The 20,989-nt window shown below is 68.4% G+C and carries 21 protein-coding genes; 9 read left to right on the forward strand and 12 right to left on the reverse strand.

The genetic code is table 11. From position 1 onward, the window contains the following. Positions 1 to 80 precede the first annotated feature (80 nt). On the reverse strand, positions 81 to 782 hold the full coding sequence (locus ABH933_RS20130; RefSeq protein WP_429423732.1) for a helix-turn-helix transcriptional regulator: 702 nt from the start codon (positions 780 to 782) through the stop codon (positions 81 to 83). A gap of 106 nt (positions 783 to 888) precedes the next feature. Here ABH933_RS20130 and ABH933_RS20135 point away from each other — a divergent pair, with 106 nt between their 5' ends. Next, complete coding sequence (locus tag ABH933_RS20135) at positions 889 to 1,698, forward strand: hypothetical protein (RefSeq protein ID WP_429423733.1); 810 nt, start codon at positions 889 to 891, stop codon at positions 1,696 to 1,698. 18 nt (positions 1,699 to 1,716) lie between these two features. Here the strand turns inward: ABH933_RS20135 and ABH933_RS20140 are convergent, their stop codons facing one another. Beyond that, positions 1,717 to 2,208 carry a pyridoxamine 5'-phosphate oxidase family protein gene (locus ABH933_RS20140; RefSeq protein ID WP_429423734.1) on the reverse strand — a complete coding sequence of 164 codons (492 nt, stop codon included), beginning with the start codon at positions 2,206 to 2,208 and terminating at the stop codon, positions 1,717 to 1,719. 127 nt (positions 2,209 to 2,335) lie between these two features. Here ABH933_RS20140 and ABH933_RS20145 point away from each other — a divergent pair, with 127 nt between their 5' ends. Further along, on the forward strand, positions 2,336 to 3,091 hold the full coding sequence (locus tag ABH933_RS20145) for a S1 family peptidase (RefSeq protein WP_429423735.1): 756 nt from the start codon (positions 2,336 to 2,338) through the stop codon (positions 3,089 to 3,091). Positions 3,092 to 3,100: 9 nt separating this feature from the next. Here the strand turns inward: ABH933_RS20145 and ABH933_RS20150 are convergent, their stop codons facing one another. Beyond that, on the reverse strand, positions 3,101 to 3,856 hold the full coding sequence (locus tag ABH933_RS20150; RefSeq protein ID WP_429423736.1) for a sulfite exporter TauE/SafE family protein: 756 nt from the start codon (positions 3,854 to 3,856) through the stop codon (positions 3,101 to 3,103). 254 nt (positions 3,857 to 4,110) lie between these two features. Here ABH933_RS20150 and ABH933_RS20155 point away from each other — a divergent pair, with 254 nt between their 5' ends. Beyond that, positions 4,111 to 4,290 (forward strand): hypothetical protein, encoded by a 180-nt coding sequence (locus ABH933_RS20155; RefSeq protein WP_429423737.1) that lies wholly within the window; start codon positions 4,111 to 4,113, stop codon positions 4,288 to 4,290. A gap of 545 nt (positions 4,291 to 4,835) precedes the next feature. Here the strand turns inward: ABH933_RS20155 and ABH933_RS20160 are convergent. From ABH933_RS20160 to ABH933_RS20195, 8 genes are all read right to left on the reverse strand, one after another. Then, positions 4,836 to 5,879, reverse strand: coding sequence for a ferrochelatase (locus ABH933_RS20160; protein WP_429423738.1), 1,044 nt, complete (start codon positions 5,877 to 5,879; stop codon positions 4,836 to 4,838). Between the two features lie 17 nt (positions 5,880 to 5,896). Then, on the reverse strand, positions 5,897 to 6,733 hold the full coding sequence (gene inhA / locus ABH933_RS20165) for an NADH-dependent enoyl-ACP reductase InhA (protein ID WP_429423739.1): 837 nt from the start codon (positions 6,731 to 6,733) through the stop codon (positions 5,897 to 5,899). Between the two features lie 178 nt (positions 6,734 to 6,911). After that, positions 6,912 to 7,628 (reverse strand): 3-oxoacyl-ACP reductase FabG1, encoded by a 717-nt coding sequence (fabG1, locus tag ABH933_RS20170; RefSeq protein WP_429423740.1) that lies wholly within the window; start codon positions 7,626 to 7,628, stop codon positions 6,912 to 6,914. Between the two features lie 258 nt (positions 7,629 to 7,886). Beyond that, positions 7,887 to 8,891: a VWA domain-containing protein gene (locus tag ABH933_RS20175; RefSeq protein WP_429423741.1), complete on the reverse strand. Its 1,005-nt coding sequence runs from the start codon at positions 8,889 to 8,891 to the stop codon at positions 7,887 to 7,889. Positions 8,892 to 9,121: 230 nt separating this feature from the next. Next, positions 9,122 to 10,090: a DUF58 domain-containing protein gene (locus ABH933_RS20180; RefSeq protein ID WP_429423742.1), complete on the reverse strand. Its 969-nt coding sequence runs from the start codon at positions 10,088 to 10,090 to the stop codon at positions 9,122 to 9,124. A 30-nt stretch (positions 10,091 to 10,120) separates the two neighbouring features. Next, complete coding sequence (locus ABH933_RS20185; RefSeq protein ID WP_308166776.1) at positions 10,121 to 11,278, reverse strand: AAA family ATPase; 1,158 nt, start codon at positions 11,276 to 11,278, stop codon at positions 10,121 to 10,123. A gap of 193 nt (positions 11,279 to 11,471) precedes the next feature. Continuing rightward, a complete protein-coding gene (locus ABH933_RS20190) occupies positions 11,472 to 12,842 on the reverse strand; it encodes an NlpC/P60 family protein (RefSeq protein WP_429423743.1) in 1,371 nt (456 codons plus the stop codon). A gap of 459 nt (positions 12,843 to 13,301) precedes the next feature. Further along, positions 13,302 to 13,829, reverse strand: a complete 528-nt coding sequence (locus tag ABH933_RS20195; RefSeq protein ID WP_429423744.1) for a DUF6676 family protein — start codon at positions 13,827 to 13,829, stop codon at positions 13,302 to 13,304. A gap of 281 nt (positions 13,830 to 14,110) precedes the next feature. Here ABH933_RS20195 and ABH933_RS20200 point away from each other — a divergent pair, with 281 nt between their 5' ends. From ABH933_RS20200 to ABH933_RS20220, 5 genes are all read left to right on the forward strand, one after another. Next, the gene (locus tag ABH933_RS20200) at positions 14,111 to 16,903 is read left to right on the forward strand and encodes an aconitate hydratase (RefSeq protein ID WP_429423745.1); all 2,793 of its coding nucleotides are present in this window, start codon (positions 14,111 to 14,113) and stop codon (positions 16,901 to 16,903) included. A gap of 130 nt (positions 16,904 to 17,033) precedes the next feature. Further along, positions 17,034 to 17,600, forward strand: coding sequence for a TetR/AcrR family transcriptional regulator (locus ABH933_RS20205; RefSeq protein ID WP_215920340.1), 567 nt, complete (start codon positions 17,034 to 17,036; stop codon positions 17,598 to 17,600). Between the two features lie 90 nt (positions 17,601 to 17,690). Beyond that, entirely contained in the window at positions 17,691 to 18,095 is a 405-nt protein-coding gene (locus ABH933_RS20210) for an acyl-CoA thioesterase (protein WP_308166778.1), read from the forward strand. A 335-nt stretch (positions 18,096 to 18,430) separates the two neighbouring features. Further along, on the forward strand, positions 18,431 to 18,808 hold the full coding sequence (locus tag ABH933_RS20215; protein WP_429455060.1) for a hypothetical protein: 378 nt from the start codon (positions 18,431 to 18,433) through the stop codon (positions 18,806 to 18,808). 11 nt (positions 18,809 to 18,819) lie between these two features. Further along, positions 18,820 to 19,779, forward strand: a complete 960-nt coding sequence (locus ABH933_RS20220; RefSeq protein WP_429423747.1) for an MvdC/MvdD family ATP grasp protein — start codon at positions 18,820 to 18,822, stop codon at positions 19,777 to 19,779. 101 nt (positions 19,780 to 19,880) lie between these two features. On the opposite strand, the gene ABH933_RS20225 is transcribed toward ABH933_RS20220, so the two are convergent. Continuing rightward, positions 19,881 to 20,123 carry a helix-turn-helix domain-containing protein gene (locus ABH933_RS20225; protein WP_215920346.1) on the reverse strand — a complete coding sequence of 81 codons (243 nt, stop codon included), beginning with the start codon at positions 20,121 to 20,123 and terminating at the stop codon, positions 19,881 to 19,883. Positions 20,124 to 20,305: 182 nt separating this feature from the next. On the opposite strand from ABH933_RS20225, the gene ABH933_RS20230 reads away from it, so the two are divergent. After that, positions 20,306 to 20,911: a dihydrofolate reductase family protein gene (locus ABH933_RS20230; protein ID WP_429423748.1), complete on the forward strand. Its 606-nt coding sequence runs from the start codon at positions 20,306 to 20,308 to the stop codon at positions 20,909 to 20,911. The last annotated feature ends 78 nt before the right edge of the window (positions 20,912 to 20,989 follow it).

The following is a 20,989-nucleotide window of genomic DNA, read 5'->3' on the forward strand; positions in this document are numbered from 1 at the left end:
CGGGATGACCGCGCCACATCAGTGTCGAAGCCCCTCGCGACAGCCCTATGTCGGTGTTTCCGAACGAATTCCGGAATTTTCTACAGTCGCACCGGCCGCAGCAACCGCTCCGGCGGCAGATCCTCGATATCCCCGAGCGAACGCGAGGCCGGGGCGGGCTCGGCCAGCGCCGCGGCGGTGATCCGGTCCAGCCGGAACACCCGGTTGCCCTGGCGCAGCCTGCACCAGCCGACCAGGTACCACCCCTCGGTGCCGCACATCAGCAGCAGCGGTTCGACGGCGCGCTCGGTGACCGCACCGAACCGGTCCATGTAGGACAGCTCGAGGACTCGCCGCCGCACCACCGCCTGCTGCACCAGTGCCGCATGGGCCGCGGGAGGCGGCTCGTCGGCCGACTCCACCAGGCGCACTCGATCGGCGAGATCCCGTGCGGCGCCCGCCGATTCGTCCGACATGGCCGACATGATCTTGGCCAGTGCCCCCGCGCCCGCCGCATCGAACGGCGTACCGTGCATGCGCCGCAACGCCACTCCGACGGCCACCGCCTCGGCTGGCGAGAAGTTCAACGGCGGCAACGACATTCGCCGATCGATCGCGTAGCCGCCGGTGCGCCCCGCATCCGCGTGGATCGGGACGCCCGACTGCTGCAGTGCCGCGATATCGCGCTCGATCGTGCGGATGCTGACCTCGTGGCGCGCGGCCAGCTCCCGCGCCGTGCGACGCCGCGGCGACACGGCCCGCAACTCCTCCACGAGCGCATATAACCGGTCCGTACGGTTCATACCCTCCCCTTCCGCAGCTCGGATGGCCGAACCCTAGCCGTGGGCACCGACAGCTTGCTCCTCGGCCGCACGGCGCCACAGGCAACGGCACAGTTATGCTCGAATTATGTGTTCTCCCAGTGCCACGCTGACGGTGTGGGCCGGTGCGTGGCTTTCGGGCCGCAGCGCGCCCGACGACGTGCTGGATGCGCTGCGCGCGTGGGCGCCGCGCCAGCTCGTCGCCGCGGGCGATCCGGTCACCGGCGGGCACACCGGGCTGCCCTGGCCCGGCGGCGAATCGCTCGATCGCAGCGGCGCCGGAATCATGCCGCTGCTCAAGCTCATTCGTGAGGAATCTCACGATCCGGGCGCCCGGCTGCGGCTGGTGCTGCCCGTGCCCGGTGACGTACGAGGGCTCCCGGCGGGCTCCGAATTCGCCGGCGCCGCGGTCGAGGCGGAGGAGGGCATCCTGGTCGGCACGCCGGGCACCGACGGCGCGGGCCTGGTGCCGCTCTGGGTGGACGAGGAGACGCTACAGTGGACGGTTTACCGCACCCCCCTGCCGGCCACCTCCGAGCCTGACATGCCGCTCGGCGAGGCCGAGTACGCGATGCGCCAGGCCGTGCGCGATGCCGCCGACGCCCTCATGCAGCTGCAGCGGACCGGCGTGAACGCCGGCGGCGGCGATCCCCGCGAGCTGATCGAGGACGAGCTGGCCGAGTACTCCCGCCACGAATACCCCGACTCGATTCCTTTGCGCGCCCGCCGCATTCTCGATACCGCCGACCACGTGGCCGCGATCCTCACCGTCGCGCAGCACGAACCGGCCTCGGCGCCGACTTCGGCCAGCGCCATGGCCGCGCAGGAGACACTGCTGCGCCCGCTGTGGGACGCGATCCGCGCCGCACGCCTGGCCGCGGTCCACGCGGCGAGCTGATTCCGGGGCCGGGCCCGCTCAGTGCTTGACCACGACGCGCTCGGCCTCGCCCGGCTTCCAGATCACGATCTCCAGGTGACCGTCGACGATCTCCACGGCCGATCCACCGGTGATGTCGGCGGCATAGAACGGATCGAATTTCTCCCCGCGCAGATCGAATCCCGATTCCTCGTACAGCGATTCGGCCCAGCGCCGTTGCTGCTCCGGATCGCGGACATCGTGCACGACTCCGAAGAGCTTGGCATCGCCGTCACCGACCTGGGTGTCGACGGTGGCGGTGTGCAGGCAGAACCGCGGATCTCGCGCCAGGTCCAGGAATTTCGTGGTGCCCTGCATGCCGACCAGCCACAGCTCGCCCTCGAACATGATCGGTTCGAGCGGGCTGATGCGCGGGTAGCCGTCCGAGCGCGTGGTCGCCAGCAGGCACAGATTCTTGGCCGCCGCGTGCCGCCGCTGGAACACCGTCGAAATACGCGGGGCTGCCTCGGTGAATTCGCTCCAGGTGGTCATGGGGGCCAGAGTAGGGCAGCCCACCGACACATTTCGCCGGCCGAATCCGCCTGCCCCACTGTGCGAGGCGGCCGTCGCTGGGACAGAATGGGCGGGACTTTGTTCTCGATAGACCGGGCGGGTACCCATGCACTTTCCTCGGAGCATCGCCGCCGTCACCGCGGTCGCGGCGATCGGCCTCGGCACCGTCACCGCCGGCCCGGCCACTGCGGTGATCGGCGGCCACCCCGTCCAGGCCTCGGCCTATCCGTGGCTCGCGGCGATCGGCTCCCCCGCCTTCCCGGTGCGCCCGAGTGGGCAGTACTGCGTGGGCGCGCTGATCGCCCCCGACAAGGTCCTGACCGCCGTGCACTGCGCGGCCTTCGCGGCGCTCGCCCCGGCCGCGCTGCACGTCACCTTCGGCCGCACCGATCTCACGCACGGCGACGGAATCACCGTGGGAGTCAGGGCAGTCCGGGTGGATCCGGAGTTCCGGATCGGGACGTTCGACGGCGACCTGAGCTTCCACCACGACCTGGCAATCCTGACCCTGGACACCCCGGTCGCGCGGCCGACGGTGCGGATCGCCGCACCGCACGGCACCCGGGGCACGGTCGTGGGCTGGGGCGCGACCTCCGAAAACGACCTGCTCTCGAACTCCCTGCTGCGCGCGGTCACCGTCCCGCTGGTCACCGACGCCGCCTGCGCGGCCGCCTACGGCGCCGAATTCGATCCCGCCAAGGCCTTCTGCGCCGGTTCGACCACCGCGGACACCGGTGAATTCGACAGCGGCGGACCGCTTCTCATCGACGGCGCGCTCGCGGGCATCACCTCGTGGGCCAAGGGCGCGGCGGAGGCTGGATTCCCGGGCGTCTACGCCCGCGTGCCCGCGCTCGACTTCTGAATCACGCCCTCACAGCGCGAATTTCACGGCCATCGCGATACCACAGGTCGCGGCGACCACGCGCAGCACGCCGCTCGGCAACCGGCGCGCGATCACCGGCCCGACCCAGCCCCCGGTGAGGAATCCGAGCCCGAGCGGAAGCACGAACGCCCAGTGCACCGGTCCGAATAGCGCGAATCCCACCGCGGCCGCGCCGTTCGCGCACATACCGACCGTGTTCTTCACGGCGTTCACCTGCTGCGGCGTCCATCCGGGATACATGGCGGTGAGGATGGCCAGGATCAGAATGCCGCCCGCCGCGCCGAAATATCCCGCATAGATCGCCGCCGCGAACAGCACCACCCGCAGCCCGATCGTGTACCGCCGCCGATCCGCGCCGCCGTACCTCGCGCGCATCCGGGCCAGCCGCGGCTGCGCCAGCAGGAACACCGACGCCCCGCCGATCAGGAACGGCACCACGACCTGAAACGACGAGGCCGGCGCGACCAGCAGCAGCACCGCGCCGACCGTGCCGCCGAGGGCTGCCAGCAGGCCCAGGCGCAGCACCACGCCGCCCTTGCCCGCCAGCTCCGACCTGGATCCGGCCGTCGAACCCAACCCGGTGAACACCAGGGCCACGGTGTTGGTGACGTTCGCCGCGACGGGCGGCAGTCCCAGCGCCAGCAGGGCCGGATAGGAGACGAGCGAGGCGAGGCTGACCAGCACGCTGACCACACCCGCCGCGAAGCCGACACCCAGCAGCTCGCCCGCCTGCAGTGCCGTCACCGGCGCCCACCGTCCCTCATCGTCTCCACCGAACCGCCGCTCCGCACTCCCGATCCGCCGCCGGGAGGTGCGGCAGCGGCTCGACGGAACCGCACTCATTCAAACATCCCATGAATATCGGGCGCTCCCCGGGGCCACGACCGGCCGATGGACGGGCGCGCGCACCCGTTTACTCTCGGCTACTCGGAGAATTGCCAGCTATGTGTGGTTTTCCGAATGCGCATCCGATATCTACTCGACGAGAGGTAGGCATCATGCGCAAGGCACTCACCGCCGCGGCCGCGATCATCACGCTCGGCTCCATCACGGGGGTGGGCACGGCCGCGGCACACGTCGACACCTACCAGCCGGCCAGCGGGCTGGACAACGGCTACCTCCCCTGCAACCTGCACAAGTGCGGCACCGGCCCGCGTACATCAGACAATCCGAAATAGCGCGGCGACCCGCGCCCGGCCCGAGTAGTGCGCCACTCAGGTACCGATGACACAACTGGGTAACGAGATTCGAGTAGTTGCCTACTCGGGTGCGGGCAGTCGCTCGTCCATAAGCTGATAGCAACGTTGAAAGTTCGGCAGTGCCACAAGGTTCCAGGCAATGTCACAAGGTTCCACACCGACAGAGTTGCACAGTTCAGCGCGGCAGCGCCGACGAAAGTAACGACGTCACCGAAGCATCCCCGACAGGGAAACCTCGGTGCGGCTCGACTTCCCGCCGGGCCGCCGTTCACGAACGTGCCTGCACCGGGCACGCACGGCAATGTCGTTCCTCCCCTGGAGGATTCAACGCTGCCCGAGCAGCCGGTCGGCGGGTACGATGCCGCAATGCGGCGGGCGCCAGTGCGGCTGTACCGATCCCGGGACAGCTAGGTCGCTCCCGAGGTGGGTTCACCGGACGGTTCGAACAAGGTCGGCGTTGCGGCTCGACTTCCCCCGAGCCGCAACGTGCGCTCACCCCACAAGGTTTCGTAAGGTCTGCCGGACTACCGGGTTCGGCGAGGCGGCTCGCAGCAGCCGACGGCGCACGCCGCGCCGTTCACGGTGCAGCCGTAGCCGGGCACCGCGCCCAAGCGACGCGGCTGCGCGCCGGCGAGATGTTCGGTCACCAACTCGGCGATCATTCGCGCGAAGCGCGGGTCGGCGCCGGGAGTGGCGGCGCGGGCGAAGGCCATGCCCAGCTCCGCGGCCCGCTCCTTCGCCTCGTTGTCCAGGTCCCAGACGACCTCGAGATGGTCCGAGACGAAGCCGACCGGGCATACCACGACCGTGTCGATCCCCTTGCCGGACAACGTATCCAGGTGGTCGACGATGTCCGGCTCCAGCCACGGCACCTGCGGCGGGCCCGAACGGGACTGCCAGACCAGGTCGTACTCCGCGAATCCGGTTGCCGCGGCGCACAAGCGGGCCGCCTCGGCGACCTGACGACTGTACAGTTGCCCGCCGTCGGCGGGCGGACCGGCGGCGGCGTCCGCGGACACCGGGATCGAATGCGCGGTGAACACCAGCCGGGCCCGATCCCGGCGATCGGCCGGAAGTTGCTCCACCGCTTCGCGAATCGCGTCCGCGAATGCCTCGATCAGCAGCGGATGATCGAAGTACTGGCGCAGCTTCACCAGCTCCGGCGCGTCCGGCACCGCCACGCGCGCCCGCACGATGTCCTCGTCGTATTGACGGCAGCCCGAGTATCCGCCCCAGGCCGAGGTCGGGAAGACCAGCGCCGCACCGATGCCGTCCGCCCGCATCCGCTCAACGGTCTCCTCCGCCATCGGATGCCAGTTGCGATTGCCGAAATACACCGGCAGATCGATTCCGCGCGTGGCGAACTCGGCCTCGAGCGCGGCAATGATGTCGCGGTTGAGCCCGTTGATCGGCGAGACGCCGCCGAAGTGGAGGTAGTGCTGGGCGACCTCGTCGAGACGTTCGCGCGGCACGCCCCGGCCCCGGGTGACGTTCTCCAGGAACGGCATCACGTCCTCGGGGCGCTCGGGGCCGCCGAACGAAAGCAACAGCAGGGCATCGAATCCCATGGTGTGCCGCGCCAGGCTCAGTTCCCCGCGAAGTCCGCGGGGAACCAGGTGTTGTGGCTGGCGCCGCCATCGACGTAGATGATCGAGCCGGTGGTGCCGGGCAGCCAGTCGGACAGCAGCGTGACGATGGACCGGGCCACGACCGTCGGGTCGTCCACGTCCCAGCCGATCGGCGAGGCGCCGTCCCAGTAGGTGTTGAGCATGTTCAGCTGCTTGGCGTCGTCGGTGGCGGTACCGGCGATCGCCTTCGCGGCGAGGGTCTTGATCGGGCCCGCGGCGATGAGGTTCGAGCGGATCCGCTTGGCCTCACCCACCTCCCGCGCGACGTACCGGTTCACCGATTCCAGGGCGGCCTTGGCCACGCCCATCCAGTTGTAGTACGGCATCGCGGTGCGCGGATCGAAGTCCATGCCGACGATGGAGCCGCCCTCGTTCATGGCGGGCAGCACCGCGCGCGCCAGCGAGGCGTAGCTCCACGCGGAGATCTCGAAGGCTTTGGCCGCATCCGAGCCCGGGCCGTCCAGGAACGGCAGCGCCTCGGGGCCCATCAGGGTGCGCGGCGCAAACGCGATCGAGTGCAGCACGCCGTCCACGCCCTCGGGCGCATGCTCGCGAACCCGCTCGGCCAAGCTCGCCAGATCGTCCTCATTGGTGACATCGAGCCCGATGGCCGGGGGGACCTCCTGCGGCAACCTCTTGGCGATCCGGTCGATCAGCCGCAGCCGCTCCGGAATACCCGTGATGATCACCTTCGCGCCCTGTTCCTGCGCGACCGCCGCCGCGTGGAACGCGATCGACGAATCGGTGATGATGCCGGTGATCAGTACGGTCTTGCCTTCGAGCAATCCGCCCATGAGTTGTCGGTTCTCCTCGGTGAGTCTGCGTGGATTATGCGGGTCCGTCCGGAAATACGGTCCCGAAATGTCATTCCGGACAATACGTGCGAACGGCTCGGTGCCTTACACCGCTACCGTCCTCGACAGGAATCCTTGGCGCGCTGCGGATTCCGATCACATCTGGGTTGATGGGAGGTCAGTGCCCCATACCCATGCCGCCGTCGACCGGGATGATCGCGCCGGAGATGTACGAGGCGTCGTCCGAGGCGAGGAAGCTGATCACACCCGCGACGTCCTCGGCCTGGCCGATCCGCCCCGCGGGGATGAAATCGAGCGCGGTCTTGCGCATCTCCGGGGTCATCTCGTCGCGGGTCATGTCGGTGTCGATCAGGCCGGGCGCAACCACATTGGCGGTGATGTTGCGTTTGCCGACCTCACGTGTGATCGCGCGAGCCATGCCGACCAGACCGGACTTGGCCGCCGCATAGCTGACCTGCGCCGGCGCACCGATCTGGCCGACCACCGAGCCGAGGAAGATGACGCGGCCGAACCGGTTCTTGAGCATATTGCGGTTGGCTCGCTGAGCGACTCGCCATGCGCCGGTCAGGTTGGCATCGATAACCTTCGAGAACGACTCCTCGCTCATGCGCATGAAAAGGACGTTGTCCACGATGCCCGCATTGGCGACGACGACCTCGACGGGCCCCTGATGCGCCTCCACCTCGGAGAACGCCCGATCGACTGATTCTGCATCAGTCACATCGCATTTCACGCCGAAAAGTCCCTCCGGCACACCCGAACCGCGGTGGGTAACGGCGACCTTGTGTCCGTCGGCGGCCAGCCGCTGCGCGACCGCGAGCCCGATGCCGCGATTGCCGCCCGTCACGAGTACCGACCTGGAAGTTGTAGGCATAGTGCCCAACTTAACGGGTCTCACCCCCATCGCCTACTCCGGGGGTTGTGGTGTCGGCCGCTGCCACAGATGCGGCGGGCCTGCCCGTGATCGGTCCCGAATCCGGGGACACCGGGATGCGCCCACGGCCCAGCAGCACCTCTGAGAGATCGACCCGCTCCAGCCGGTCAGCAGTCAGGACACCAGGCAACCGAACGAGCATCGAATCCAAGTTCCACGGTGGCCCCGGACCCAACAACTTTGTGAGGCGAGTGCGATCTATGGAATCCGCTGGCGCACTACGAGACTCGTAACCACACCGCAGGCGAACAACAGCCCCGCGAGGATCATCCACGGTCTGCTGGCATCTCCCCACTTCATCTCGTACCCGATCTGCTCGTCAAGTTTGTCGTACGCGTGAGTGAGTTCGCCCAGGCTCGACGCCGTAAAGAACGACCCCCCGGACAGATCCGCGATCTTGTGCAGCGCTGCGTCGTCGACCGGCACCTTGACCTCTTGCGAGCCTTGACCGTCCGTATCGGGAATCTGAACCGAACCCCACGTGGTCCCGAACGAGATGGTGGAGACCGGAATCCCCTTGCTCTTGGCCAGCCGCGCGGCGACGAAGCCGTGCCGCGGATTGTCCACGTCGGTGTCCTGCGGCACGGTCTGCTTGCCGTCGGACATCAGCACGATCTGCGCGGGCGGCGGCGAGGACGCCCCGCCCAGCACCGAGGCCAACGTGTCGATCGCCTGCAGGGAGGCGAAGATGCCCTCGCCGGTCGCGGTGCGCTCGGCGAGCTTCATGTTGTCGATCGCGGCCTTGACCGCTTCCTTGTTCGTCGTCGGCGACACCTGCACCGAGGCGGTCCCGGCGAAGGTGACCAGCCCGACGTTGATGCCGTTGGTGAGCCCGTCGACGAACTTCTTGGCCGCCTGCTTGGCGACCGCGATGCGGCTCGGCGTCACGTCGGTGGCCTCCATCGACAACGACACGTCGATGGTGAGCATCACGGTGGCGCGGTTTCGCGGCACCTTCTGCAGGGCGGTCGGCCCGGCCGCGGCGATGGTGAAGCAGATCAGGCCCACCAGCATCAGCGCGATCGGCGCGTGCCGGAACGGATTGGTCCGCCTCGGCGCCACCTGCTCCAGCACCTCCATATTGGAGAACCGGAGCATCTGTTTCTTGCGTCGGCGCTGCACGATCGCGTACAGGATCGCGATCGCGGCCACCACGATGAGGAACGCGAGCCATACGGCCGCAGTGAAATGAGAAATGCTCACGACTGCGCCTCGCTGGCGCTCGGCTCCGTCGTGCGCATCGCACGCAGGCTCATTGGTTCACTCCGCTTCGCTACGTTCACTGCGCCTCGCCGGCGCTCGGCTCCGACGTGCGCATCGCACGCAGGCTCATTGGTTCACTCCGCTTCGCTACGTTCACTGCGCCTCGCCGGCGCTCGGCTCCGACGTGAGCAGAGCACGCTGACTCATGGGTTCACTCCGCTTCGCTACGTTCACTGTCGGGGCACCTGCCCGCTCGGGGCGCCGAACGTGTGGCGGCGGGCGGACACGAACCGGACGACGTCGGCGATCCAGTCCCGGTCGGTGCGCAGCGCCATCACCGGAGCGCCGCAGCTGCGCAACTCCTCCTCCACCTGTTCCCGGTGCGCTTGGGCCGCGCGCGCGAAATCGGTTCGCAGCGCGGGGGTTACGGAGAACTCCCGGGTGTGGCCGGTCTCGGGATCGTGCAGCACCACATCGCCGACATCGGGCAGCGACAGATCCAGCGGATCGAGCACCTCCACCCCGAGCAGGTCGTGGCGGCCCGAGATCGCGCGCAGCGAACGCTGCCAATCGATGTCGCCTAGGAAGTCCGAAATGACAACGGCCAGACCGCGTTTGCGCTGCGGGCGCCGCAGCGACTCGATCGCGCCGCGCAGATCGCCCCGGACGCCGTCCGAGGCGTGCGGGGTGGTGGCGATGCGGCGCAGCATCGCCTGCGCGTGCACCCGCCCGCTGCGCGCGGGTATGCGCACCAACTGCTCGCCGGTGGCCACGATGGCGCCGATACGATTGCCGCCGCCACTGGTCAGATGAGTGACCGCGGCCGAGGCCGCCACCACCAGATCGCGCTTCTGGCACCCCCCGGTGCCGAAGTCGAGGCTGGCCGACAGGTCGATGACCAGCCAAGTCTCGAGCTCCCGGTCGGCGATCATCTGCCGCACGTGCGGATGGGTGGTACGGGCGGTGACCGACCAATCCATCTGGCGCACATCGTCACCCGGCTGGTAGAGCCGAGCATCGCCCGGCTCGGACCCGGGACCGGGAATCAGGCCGAGGTGATCACCGTGCAGCACGCCGTCGAGCCGGCGGCGCACCGTCAGCTCGAGGGTGCGCAGCGCGGCGGTCAGGCGCGGATCGGTGAGAGCACCGGCCGCGAACGAGGGCGGCGCGTGCGAGGGGACGTTTGCGGAAATAGTCACTGGCGCAACCGAATCCTTCAGCCTCACGCCCTATCGCTGCGACTGGCCGACGCTCTGGCCGTTCGGCACCGGCGGCATGGGCGGCTGTGGCATGGCCGGCTGCGAGAGCCCGGGCTGGCCCGCGACCGGTGGCATCGGCACGGCCGGCGCGGGACCCTGGGCCGGGGCGGGGGCGTTGGCCTGCGCGGCGACCTGCGGCAGTCCGACCGTCTGCAGCACGCGGCGGATCACGTCGTCGGGGCTCACCTCGTCGGCCAGCGCATCGTACGAGAGCACCAGCCGGTGCCGCAGCACGTCCGGGATGACCTCCACGACATCCTGCGGCACGACGTAATCGCGCCCGCGGATCAGCGCGACGGCGCGCGCGGCGGCGATGATGCCCAGGCTCGCGCGCGGCGAGGCACCGTAGGCGACCCATCCCGCGACGTCGTTCAGCCCGAATTCGGCGGGCGTGCGGGTCGCGGCGATGACCCGGACCACATAGTCCACCAGGGCGTGGTGCACAAAGGTGTTCGCCGCCAGCTTCTGCAGGCGGATGAGCTCCTCGGGATGCAGCACGTTCTTGGGCTCCGGCGGGGTGACGCCCATCCGGTAGATGATCTCCCGCTCCTCCTCGAGCGAGGGGTAGTCGACGACCACCTTGAACAGGAAGCGGTCGCGCTGCGCCTCGGGCAGCGGGTACACGCCCTCGCTCTCGATCGGGTTCTGGGTGGCCATGACCAGGAACGGATCCGGCATCGGATAGGTCTTGCCGCCGATCGACACGTGCCGCTCGGCCATCACCTCGAGGAGCGCGGACTGCACCTTGGCGGGCGCGCGGTTGATTTCGTCCGCAAGCACGAAATTCGCGACGACCGGGCCGAGCTCGGTATCGAATTCCTCCCGGCCCTGGCGATAGATGCGGGTACCGACGAGGTCGGTGGGCACCAGGTCGGGGGTGAACTGCACGCGCGAGAACGAGCCGCCGACGACTTTGGCAAAGGTCTCCACCGCGAGCGTCTTGGCGATACCCGGCACACCCTCGAGCAGCACGTGGCCACGGGCGAGCACGCCGACGAGCAGCCGCTCGACCAGCCGGTCCTGCCCGACGATGACCCGCTTTACCTCGTAGATCGCCTTCTCCAGGGTCTGGACATCGCGCTCGAGGGTGTTCGGCGCCGGCTCGGGCGTATCCGTCACCGAATCCACTGCGCCTGCACCATCCGTCGAAGTCACCAAACTCCCCGCTTTCGCCTTGGTCTTTGTGCGTGCTGCCACAACTATTCCAGGTTCCGGCAAATGATGCCGCAACCGGGCTGCGAGTTCTATTGCCCTACGCGTACCTCCGCATTCGCTCCGGCCATGCGCAGCGTCTATCGGCGGCTTCGCCGACAGCGCCCTTTCAGGTGATCAGCCGCACCGCATTCGGCATCATGCCCTTCACGCGCACCGCCGAAATCTTCACCACGTCACCGGATTCGGGGGCCTCGATCATCTTTCCGTCGCCCAGATACAGCGCGACGTGCTCGCTGCCGCCGCGGCCCCAGAACAGCATGTCCCCGCGCTGCCGCCGGGCGACCGGCAACCGCTTGCCCATCTGATACTGGTACCCGCTGTAATGCGGCAGCGAGATGCCCGCACCCGCGAAGGCGTACATCATCAGGCCCGAACAGTCGAAGCCGACCTTCTTGTAGTCGCCGTACCGGTCGGCGACGCCGTGGTCGCGGATGCCTTTGGTCGGGCCGTCGGCGTTGCCGCCGCCCCAGGCATAGGTGACGCCGAGCTGGGACATCGCGCGGTCCACCACGATCTCGATCAGCTGGGCCGCGCTGCCCGCCGGGCGGGACGGCTGGGTCATGGACCGGTGCGACGGCGGGGAATCGTCCAGCTCGGTCCGGGAGCTCTGGCCGTCGTTGAGCTCCTGGGCGCGTTCGCGGGCCGCGGCGTCGGCGGCGGCGCGCACCGCCTCGGCCGCGGCCGAGGCAGCGGCGGCGATCTCCTCGTCGCGGCGCTGCTGATCCCAGGCCTCGTAGGCCGCGCGCTCGCCCTGCAGTCCGGACACCCGCTGCCGCGCGGCGTCCAGGCGCTGCTGGGCCACGTCGCGCTGCTGGGTCAGGGCATCCCGCTGGGCGGTCTCCGCATCCACCGCGGCCGTGGCGGTGGCGACGGCATCCTCGGCCTCGGACTTCTTCGCCTCGGCGGCCGCGGCGGCGGAGTCGGCGGCCTGCTTGGCCGCGCGCGCGGCCGAGTCGGCGTTCGCCCGCTGAACCTGGGCGCGCCGGATGCCGTTCAGTGCGTCATCCGCGGATTTCGAGGCGGCACTGAGCAATTGGGCCCGGTCCAGGGCCTGGCTGGGGTTCCCGCCGCCGGACAGGTAGCTGACCATCGAATTCGAGCCGGGGCTCTCGTAGGCCTGGATTGCGAACTTGTCGAAGTTGTTGCGCGCCTGCATAAGCGCGGTTCCGCAGGCGGTGAGCGCGTGCTGGGCGCTGGTCGCGGCGGTCGCGGCGGTGTCGGCCGCGCCGCGCGCGGTCTCCAGGTCCACCAGCGCCTTGTTGACGGCCTCGCGCTTGGTCGCGACGACGGAGTCGAGCTGCTGGATCTGCTGGCCGACCGAGGCGACGTCGTTGATCAGCGCACCGACCTCGTTGACTCCGTCGTCGACCTGGCCCGCGGCCGCGGCGATGTCGCCGTCGCTGGGATTGGGCGGGGGCGGTGGCACCGCGCCCGCAACGGGCACCGCCACGACGAACGTCGCGACGCTAATCAGCAATCCCAGAGCGATCCGGGATGCCCCCCTTCGCCGTGTGCCGGTCACGCGCACCCACCTCCCTCGAATCCACCGCGGATCCCGGGAACGAAGCGTCACCTGGACTGTCCCCTGGGGCGACGGCCGAGCATCATCGCCTCATAGGAACCAGTGATATCTCTGCTCACCACCAGTACCTACAAGCCCTTGTGACACTTCTTCCCCAAGAGTGTCATTCAAAACCGTACGACACACGAGCCCCTAGGAGAACAAGGACGACGGAATCACATTCGCGTAATTTTACGATTGCCCATCAATAGCCAGATAGAGCACAGGATTTGCCCGCGAAAACAGACCGGACGTTCGGGCGGGTCGCGGTCCCGATACCGCATCCCCGAACCGCGAGGCCGCGCATCGCATGGCACGGCCTGCAAGAGGGCATGTCGTGGCGCACTACGCCGCGCACCGGTTCAGACGGAGGGCTCAGCCCTGTTCGCGCGCCGCCCGCCGCGCCTTGATGACGTACAACCCGCCGCACGCGACCGCGGTACCCACGAGGAGCACGCAGGTGATGGCCGTCCAGGACACCGGCTCAGCCGTCTCGAGGTGGTCCACGACGATGCGCGCGGCGACCGAGGAGTGCCCGCTGGTGTATTTGGCGTTGTCCTCGGCCCACTCCAGGCGGGCCCGGGTGAAGTGATCGCTGTAGGTGCCCACCCAGCTGTCGCTGAGCACCACGACCGTGCCGTGCTCCTGCTTGCCGACCTCGGTGGCCACGTCCCGCAGATCGGATTCGCGCGCCGGATTGCCCTCGACCACCACGATGCTCAGCGGAATGCCGTGCGCGCGTGCGTCGGCGACGATGTCCTGCAGCGGAGCCGCCTGGTCGTACTTACCCTCGGGCACCGAGACGTGATCGGCCGCCAGATCCACCATGACGGTGTCCACATCGACCTTGGGCGGGATCTCCGCGGCCATAGGGGTGAATGCCCTTGTGAGGGTGACGGTCATCTTCCATCCGGTCTTGTCGGGCCGCCCGCCTGGGCGACCGGCATCCAACACTGGTCATCGCATCGACGCGCTGGGCAACGCCGAAAGGTCTGGGTGCACACTACGCGACCGGGGCATGATGGATGGCGGCACGCCGCGCCGGAGAGCCCCCGGGCATTTCACAGGACAAGCGTACTGTTAGAGTTCGGAACGTGAGGACGCGCAGCTAGTGTGCTCCTCGAATGGAAGCCACCGGCACAGCCCCGCCGGTGGCACCCTCACCGACGAGTGGAGCTGAACGTATGACGACCATCGATACATTCGGCGCCAAGGGCACCCTCGAGGTCGGAGATCGGTCGTATGAGATCTTCCGCCTCTCCGCCGTGCCCGGCACCGAGAAACTCCCCTACGCCCTCAAGGTCCTCGCGGAGAACCTGCTCCGCACCGAGGACGGCGCCAACATCACCGCCGACCACATCCGCGCCATTGCGAACTGGGATCCCTCGGCCCAGCCGAACACCGAGATCCAGTTCACCCCCGCGCGCGTGATCATGCAGGACTTCACCGGCGTGCCCTGCATCGTCGACCTCGCCACCATGCGCGAGGCCGTCACCGCCCTCGGTGGCGACCCGAGCAAGGTCAACCCGCTCTCCCCCGCCGACATGGTCATCGACCACTCGGTCATCCTCGACGTCTTCGGCACCGCCGATGCGCTCGAGCGCAATGTCGACCTCGAGTACCAGCGCAACGGCGAGCGGTACCAGTTCCTGCGCTGGGGCCAGGGCGCGTTCGACGACTTCAAGGTCGTCCCGCCGGGCGTCGGCATCGTGCACCAGGTCAACATCGAGTACCTGGCCCCCACCGTCATGGTCCGCAACGGCCAGGCCTACCCGGACACCTGCGTCGGCACCGACTCGCACACCACGATGGTCAACGGCCTGGGCGTGCTGGGCTGGGGCGTCGGCGGCATCGAGGCCGAGGCGGCCATGCTGGGCCAGCCCGTGTCGATGCTGATCCCGCGCGTGGTCGGCTTCAAGCTCACCGGCGAGATCGAGCCGGGCGTCACCGCCACCGACGTGGTGCTCACCGTCACCGACATGCTGCGCAAGCACGGTGTGGTCGGCAAGTTCGTCGAGTTCTACGGCAAGGGCGTGGCCGAGGTGCCGCTGGCCAACCGCGCCACTCTGGGCAACATGAGCCCCGAATTCGGTTCCACCGCGGCGATCTTCCCGATCGACGAGGAGACCATCAACTACCTGCGCCTGACCGGCCGCACCGACGAGCAGCTCGCGCTGGTCGAGGCGTACGCCAAGGAGCAGGGCCTGTGGCACGACGCGGACCACGAGCCCGCGTACTCGGAGTACCTGGAGCTGGACCTGGGCACCGTGGTGCCGTCCATCGCCGGCCCGAAGCGCCCGCAGGACCGAATCCTGTTGTCGGACAGCAAGTCCGCCTTCCGCCGGGACATCCGCAACTACACCAACGACCCCGTCCCGCACACCGCGCTGGACGAGGCGATCGAGGAGTCTTTCCCGGCCAGCGACCCGGTCGCCTCGGGCACCGCAACCGACGACACTCGGGTGCCGACCGCCGCCAACGGCAACACCGGGCGTCCGTCCAAGCCGGTCAATGTCTCCGATCCCGAGCGCGGTGACTTCGTGCTTGACCACGGCGCCGTCGTGGTCGCGGGCATCACCTCCTGCACCAACACCTCGAACCCGTCGGTCATGATCGGCGCGGCGCTGCTGGCCCGCAACGCGGTCGAGAAGGGCCTGGCCTCCAAGCCGTGGGTGAAGACCAATATGGCCCCGGGCTCGCAGGTCGTCGCCGACTACTACGAGAAGGCCGGCCTCTGGCCGTACCTGGAGAAGCTGGGCTTCTACGTGGGCGGTTTCGGCTGCACCACCTGCATCGGCAACACCGGACCGCTGCCGGAGCAGATCTCCAAGGCCGTCAACGACAACGACCTGTCGGTCACCGCGGTGCTCTCGGGCAACCGTAACTTCGAGGGCCGCATCTCGCCCGATGTGAAGATGAACTACCTGGCCTCGCCGCCGCTGGTCATCGCGTACGCCCTGGCGGGCACGATGGACTTCGACTTCGAGACCGACGCCCTGGGCAAGGACGGCAACGGCAACGACGTCTTCCTGAAGGACATCTGGCCCTCGCCGCAGGAGATCGACGACACCATCAAGTCCGCGATCAGCCGGGACATGTTCACCAAGTCCTACGCCACCGTCTTCGACGGCGATGCGCGCTGGCAGGGCCTGGACACCCCCGAGGGCGACACCTTCGCGTGGGACGAGAGCTCGACCTACGTGCGCAAGGCGCCGTACTTCGACGGCATGCCGCTGCAACCGACCCCGGTCGAGGACATCAAGGGCGCGCGCGTGCTGGCGCTGCTCGGCGATTCGGTCACCACCGACCACATCTCCCCCGCGGGTCCGATCAAGCCGGGCACCCCGGCCGCGCAGTACCTGGATTCGCACGGCGTGCAGCGCAAGGACTACAACTCCCTGGGCTCGCGCCGCGGTAACCACGAGGTGATGATCCGCGGCACCTTCGCCAACATCCGGCTGCGCAACCAGCTGCTGGACGACGTCTCGGGCGGTTACACCCGCGACTTCACCCAGCCCGGTGGCCCGCAGGCGTTCATCTACGACGCCTCGCAGAACTACCAGGCCGCGGGCATCCCGCTGGTCGTGCTGGGCGGCAAGGAGTACGGTTCGGGCTCCTCACGCGACTGGGCCGCCAAGGGCACCCGCCTGCTGGGCGTCAAGGCTGTGATCACCGAGTCGTTCGAGCGCATCCACCGCTCGAACCTCATCGGCATGGGCGTCATCCCGCTGCAGTTCCCGGCCGGCGAGTCGGCCGCGTCGCTGAAGCTGGACGGCACCGAGACCTTCGACGTCGAGGGCATCACCCAGCTGAACGAGGGGGCGACTCCGAAGACCTTGAAGGTGACCGCCACCAAGGAAAACGGGGACAAGATCACCTTCGACGCGGTCGTGCGCATCGACACCCCCGGAGAGGCGGACTACTACCGCAACGGCGGCATCCTGCAGTACGTGCTGCGCAACATGATCGCCGGCTGACTCGTCGGATACGGCGCCGGACGGATCCAACTCCCTTCGGCGCCCTGGCACTTCGCTCGTCGCTAGTGTCATAACCCCCGCGCTGCCCAGGCGGCGCGGGGGTTTGCCACACCCCGGTTTGGAGGAGCCCATGCCCAAGGTCAGTGATGACCACCTCGCCGCCCGGCGCAGCCAGATTCTGGACGGCGCGCGGCGCTGTTTCGCAGAATTCGGTTACGAGGGCGCGACGGTGCGGCGCCTGGAAGAGGCCATCGGCCTGTCCCGCGGCGCGATCTTCCATCACTTCCGGGACAAGGACGCGCTGTTCCTGGCGCTCGCCCAGGAGGATGCCGAGCGGATGGCCGAGGTCGCCGCGAACCAGGGCCTGGTGCAGGTGATGCGGGAGATGCTCGCCAATCCGGAGCAGTACAACTGGCTGGGCACCCGGCTGGAGATCGCACGCCGGCTGCGCACCGACCCGGAGTTCGCCGCGGGCTGGACCCAGCGTTCGGCCGAGCTCACCGCCGCGACCCTCGCGCGGCTGGAGCGACGCAAGGCCGCAGGCGCGTTGCGCGACGACGTGCCGACCGATGTGCTGCTGGGCTATCTGGACCTGGTGCTGGATGGGCTCATCGCTCGCATCGCCTCGGGCCACGCCAACGACAACCTCACTGCCGTACTGGATCTCGTGGAGGCCTCGGTGCGGCGCAAGGCCTGAGCGGTGACCCGCCAGCCATCGTGACGGATGCCACCCCGGATACGGAATACCGGGCATTGGCCGCATGTTCGCCAAGGTATGACATTCGCTGTGCCCGTGACCGTCCGCGGCTACGAACTCGACGTCAACGGCCACCTGAATCAGGCCGTCTACCACCAGTACGCCGAGCACGCGCGGTGGGAGGCGCTGCGCGCGGCCGGCCTGGTCCCGGACAAGCTCTTCCAGCACGGGCTGGGCCCGGTGGTCCTGGAATCCACCGTGAAGCATCTGCGGGAGCTGCATCTGGGCGACGAGGTCACCGTCACCTGTGAATTCGAATGGGGCACCGGCAAGGCGTTCTGGATGCACCAGCAGATCCGTAAGCTGGACGGCACCGTCTCGGCGGAGTTCACCGTCGTCACCGGGCTGATGGATCTGACGGCTCGCAAGCTCGTGCCGAATCCGATCGAGCGGTTCCGCGAACTCTCGGAGTCCACCGAGGTGCTGGGGCTCTAGACAACAAGCCGACCGGTTCGGGCGATTCGCCGCATCGCAACCCGAGTTGAGCACTCAACCGAAAAACTTTCGGCGATAGCGCATTCCGTGGCGCTGCTGCCGGGATGCCAGCGCACCGGAATTCTTTCGTTGCCAACCGGACGGCGTCCCGATCGGGATATGATCCAGGTCACGCTCGGCTTCCGTGGCAAACCGCGAGCAGATCGGAGACCAGCCCTATGCCCGAGATCGTCCATCCCTCTGCGCCCCCACGCACCGGATTTCGCCCGGACCAGTGCGAGGCCGCTCCGCTACTTTCAGGCTATCTTATAGCCGAATCGGCGGGTGCGGTGAGTGTGCGCGTATCCGAGGGCACCTGGACCTTCGATCGCGCCGATGTGCTCGACATCGACCCGCTCGGAGCGGATGCTCCCGGCGCGGACATCCCCCGCACCGATCCGGCCACCGGCCAGGGCGGCCGCCCGGTCCGGGTGCGAGTGCGCGCCGGCGCCACCGCGGACTTCACCCGGCGGCTGCGAATCGACCTGACCGAACGCCCGATGACGCTGGCGCAGCAGCATTCTCCCGCGCGCGGCGACGATCAGCTCGCCCGTCAGACCGAACGCTGGGCCCGCTCGCTGCACCTGTCCGGCACCGGCGCCGCGATGACCCGAAGCCACACCCTCTCGTATGCGGGCAGCCTCGACGCCATGGCCTGCGACAGTCTCGATTGAGGAGTCGGTCGATGGCCCGCGCGGCAGGGTCGGTGCTGATCATCACCGAGGCCGACGATCTGCATGCCGACGCGATGACTGCGACGCTGCGAAATCAGTACGGTAACAGCCCGATTCGGCTCGACATGCGCGACTTCCCGCGCGAGAGCGGCAGTTTCCGGCTCGACCGCGCCGGCACCGCGCGCTCGCTGTCGCACATCTACGGCCTGGACGACGTCGCCGCGGTGTGGTGGCGCCGTCCGCACCAGGCCGTGGTACCCGCGGGCATGCGCACCGCCGACGACGACTACCGGCAGGCCGAATGCGACGGCTTCCTGCAGGGGCTGCTCTGGTCGATCCCCGCGGTATGGGTCAACGATCCCGGCGCCGACCGCACCGCCACCCGCAAGATCGTGCAGCTGGAGACGGCGCGGCGCTCGGGCTTCACGATCCCCGAGACGCTCATCACCAACGATCCGGACGAGGCGCGCAGCTTCGTCGGGGCGCGGCCGGGGCCGGTCGTCTTCAAACGCACCGGCACCGGGCGCGCGGAGTTCTCCGAGACCCGCGTGGTCACCCCCGCCGATCTGAATCGCCTCGACACGATCCGCTCGGCGCCCACCACGTTCCAGGACTACATCGAGGCGGAGTGCGATCTGCGGGTGGTGTGGATCGACGGCGTGGAGTGGACCGTGCGCATCGACTCGCAATCCGGTGCGGGGCGCGTGGATTCGCGCCTGGACACCTCGGTCGACTTCATCCCGGACCGGTTGCCCGCCGCGGTCAGCAAGTCCATCGCCACCGTGATGGGCGCGCTGGGACTGGTTTTCGGGGTGCTGGACATCCGCCTGGGGATCGACGGCGAATACTACTTCCTCGAGGTCAACCCGCAGGGGCAGTTCGCCTACCTGGAGATCAAGACGGGACTGCCGATCTTCCGCAGCCTGGCAAGCTATCTCGTCGTCGGCGACGCGGCCGTCGTCCCGGAGTGAGGCACCCGGACGAACCGGACGTCCACGCCCACAGGACCGTTCGGCCCCGTCCGGCGCATCCTCCTGCGGCAGCACCGAATTCGGTGTGGGACCGCGTGAGATTACGTGCCCACCGTGGCCTTGCGACGGTTGGCGCCACCACGGCTGCGGAGCTGCACATGCGACTCCACCAGCACGTTGTGGATGAACCCGTACGAGCGGCCGGTTTCCCGCGCCAGCGAACGGATACTCGCCCCCGCCTCGTACTGCTTCTTGAGCTGGGTCTGTAAGCGGTCCCGCGACTTTCCCGTCACGCGCGTGCCCTTACCCAACATGGACTTCCCTTGTGCGGGCCTGTCACTCATGGCTTCCTCCGGTCGCCCTGCAGCCTCATTCCAGGCTAGACATTCAGGATGCAGTGATCAACGGGATCCTGTGACCAACCTCACGATATTTGTCCGGAATCAACATCAGCGATAAATTTCGGCGCCTCCCGCCGTCCTCATAGCAGGCACACAGCCACCACGACCGATCCCAGGAGCATTCGATGCGCAAGATCACCGCCGGCCTGTTCATCTCCCTCGACGGTGTCGTCGAGGATCCGCAGGACTGGCACTTCCCCTACTTCAACGACGAGATGGGCGAGGCCGTGCAGGGCCAGATGGGCACCGCCGACACCATGCTCTTCGGCAACACCACCTACCAGGGTTTCGCGGGCGCCTGGCCCGAGCGCGAGGCCGCAGGCGGCCCGGACTCCGAGATGGCCAAGCATTTCGGCGATATCCGCAAGATGGTGGTGTCGCGCGGCAAGCTCGAATTCACCTGGCGCAACTCCGAGCAGCTCGAGGGCGACCTGATCGAGGCGGTGACCGCGTTGAAGCAGACCGAGGGCGGGGACATCGGCCTGTCCGGCTCGGTGTCGGTGGTCCGCCAGCTGCTGAACGCGGGCCTGATCGACGAGCTGCACCTGCTCGTGCACCCCATCGCGATGCGCAAGGGCACGCGCCTGTTCGACGAGGCGGACACCCCGCTGCCGCTCGAGCTGCTGCGCTCGGCCACCTTCAAGACCGGTGTGGTGCACACCGTGTACGGGCCGGGCAAGGCGCGCGAGGGCGGCTACGAGCAGGCTCGCGAGCACCTGGCCCAGGCCTGATGGGCGCTGTCGGCGAAGCCGTCCGCAGACCGCGCATGGCCGGAGCGAATGTGGAGGTACGCCTAGCCGCGCCGACCG

Origin of the sequence: Nocardia sp. GP40 (genome assembly GCF_050434125.1) — a bacterium.
Lineage (GTDB): Bacteria > Actinomycetota > Actinomycetes > Mycobacteriales > Mycobacteriaceae > Nocardia > Nocardia albiluteola.

What these genes read in the sequence shown, in the direction of transcription:
- inhA (WP_429423739.1), bottom strand. Translation starts at nt 6,733, where the DNA reads ATGGGCGGATTGCTCGAAGGCAAGACCGTACTGATCACCGGCATCATC.
- ABH933_RS20145 (WP_429423735.1), top strand. Translation starts at nt 2,336, where the DNA reads ATGCACTTTCCTCGGAGCATCGCCGCCGTCACCGCGGTCGCGGCGATC.
- fabG1 (WP_429423740.1), bottom strand. Translation starts at nt 7,628, where the DNA reads ATGCCTACAACTTCCAGGTCGGTACTCGTGACGGGCGGCAATCGCGGC.
- ABH933_RS20160 (WP_429423738.1), bottom strand. Translation starts at nt 5,879, where the DNA reads ATGGGATTCGATGCCCTGCTGTTGCTTTCGTTCGGCGGCCCCGAGCGC.
- ABH933_RS20200 (WP_429423745.1), top strand. Translation starts at nt 14,111, where the DNA reads ATGACGACCATCGATACATTCGGCGCCAAGGGCACCCTCGAGGTCGGA.
- ABH933_RS20140 (WP_429423734.1), bottom strand. Translation starts at nt 2,208, where the DNA reads ATGACCACCTGGAGCGAATTCACCGAGGCAGCCCCGCGTATTTCGACG.
- ABH933_RS20135 (WP_429423733.1), top strand. Translation starts at nt 889, where the DNA reads ATGTGTTCTCCCAGTGCCACGCTGACGGTGTGGGCCGGTGCGTGGCTT.
- ABH933_RS20130 (WP_429423732.1), bottom strand. Translation starts at nt 782, where the DNA reads ATGAACCGTACGGACCGGTTATATGCGCTCGTGGAGGAGTTGCGGGCC.
- ABH933_RS20225 (WP_215920346.1), bottom strand. Translation starts at nt 20,123, where the DNA reads ATGAGTGACAGGCCCGCACAAGGGAAGTCCATGTTGGGTAAGGGCACG.
- ABH933_RS20155 (WP_429423737.1), top strand. Translation starts at nt 4,111, where the DNA reads ATGCGCAAGGCACTCACCGCCGCGGCCGCGATCATCACGCTCGGCTCC.
- ABH933_RS20220 (WP_429423747.1), top strand. Translation starts at nt 18,820, where the DNA reads ATGGCCCGCGCGGCAGGGTCGGTGCTGATCATCACCGAGGCCGACGAT.
- ABH933_RS20195 (WP_429423744.1), bottom strand. Translation starts at nt 13,829, where the DNA reads ATGACCGTCACCCTCACAAGGGCATTCACCCCTATGGCCGCGGAGATC.
- ABH933_RS20230 (WP_429423748.1), top strand. Translation starts at nt 20,306, where the DNA reads ATGCGCAAGATCACCGCCGGCCTGTTCATCTCCCTCGACGGTGTCGTC.
- ABH933_RS20205 (WP_215920340.1), top strand. Translation starts at nt 17,034, where the DNA reads ATGCCCAAGGTCAGTGATGACCACCTCGCCGCCCGGCGCAGCCAGATT.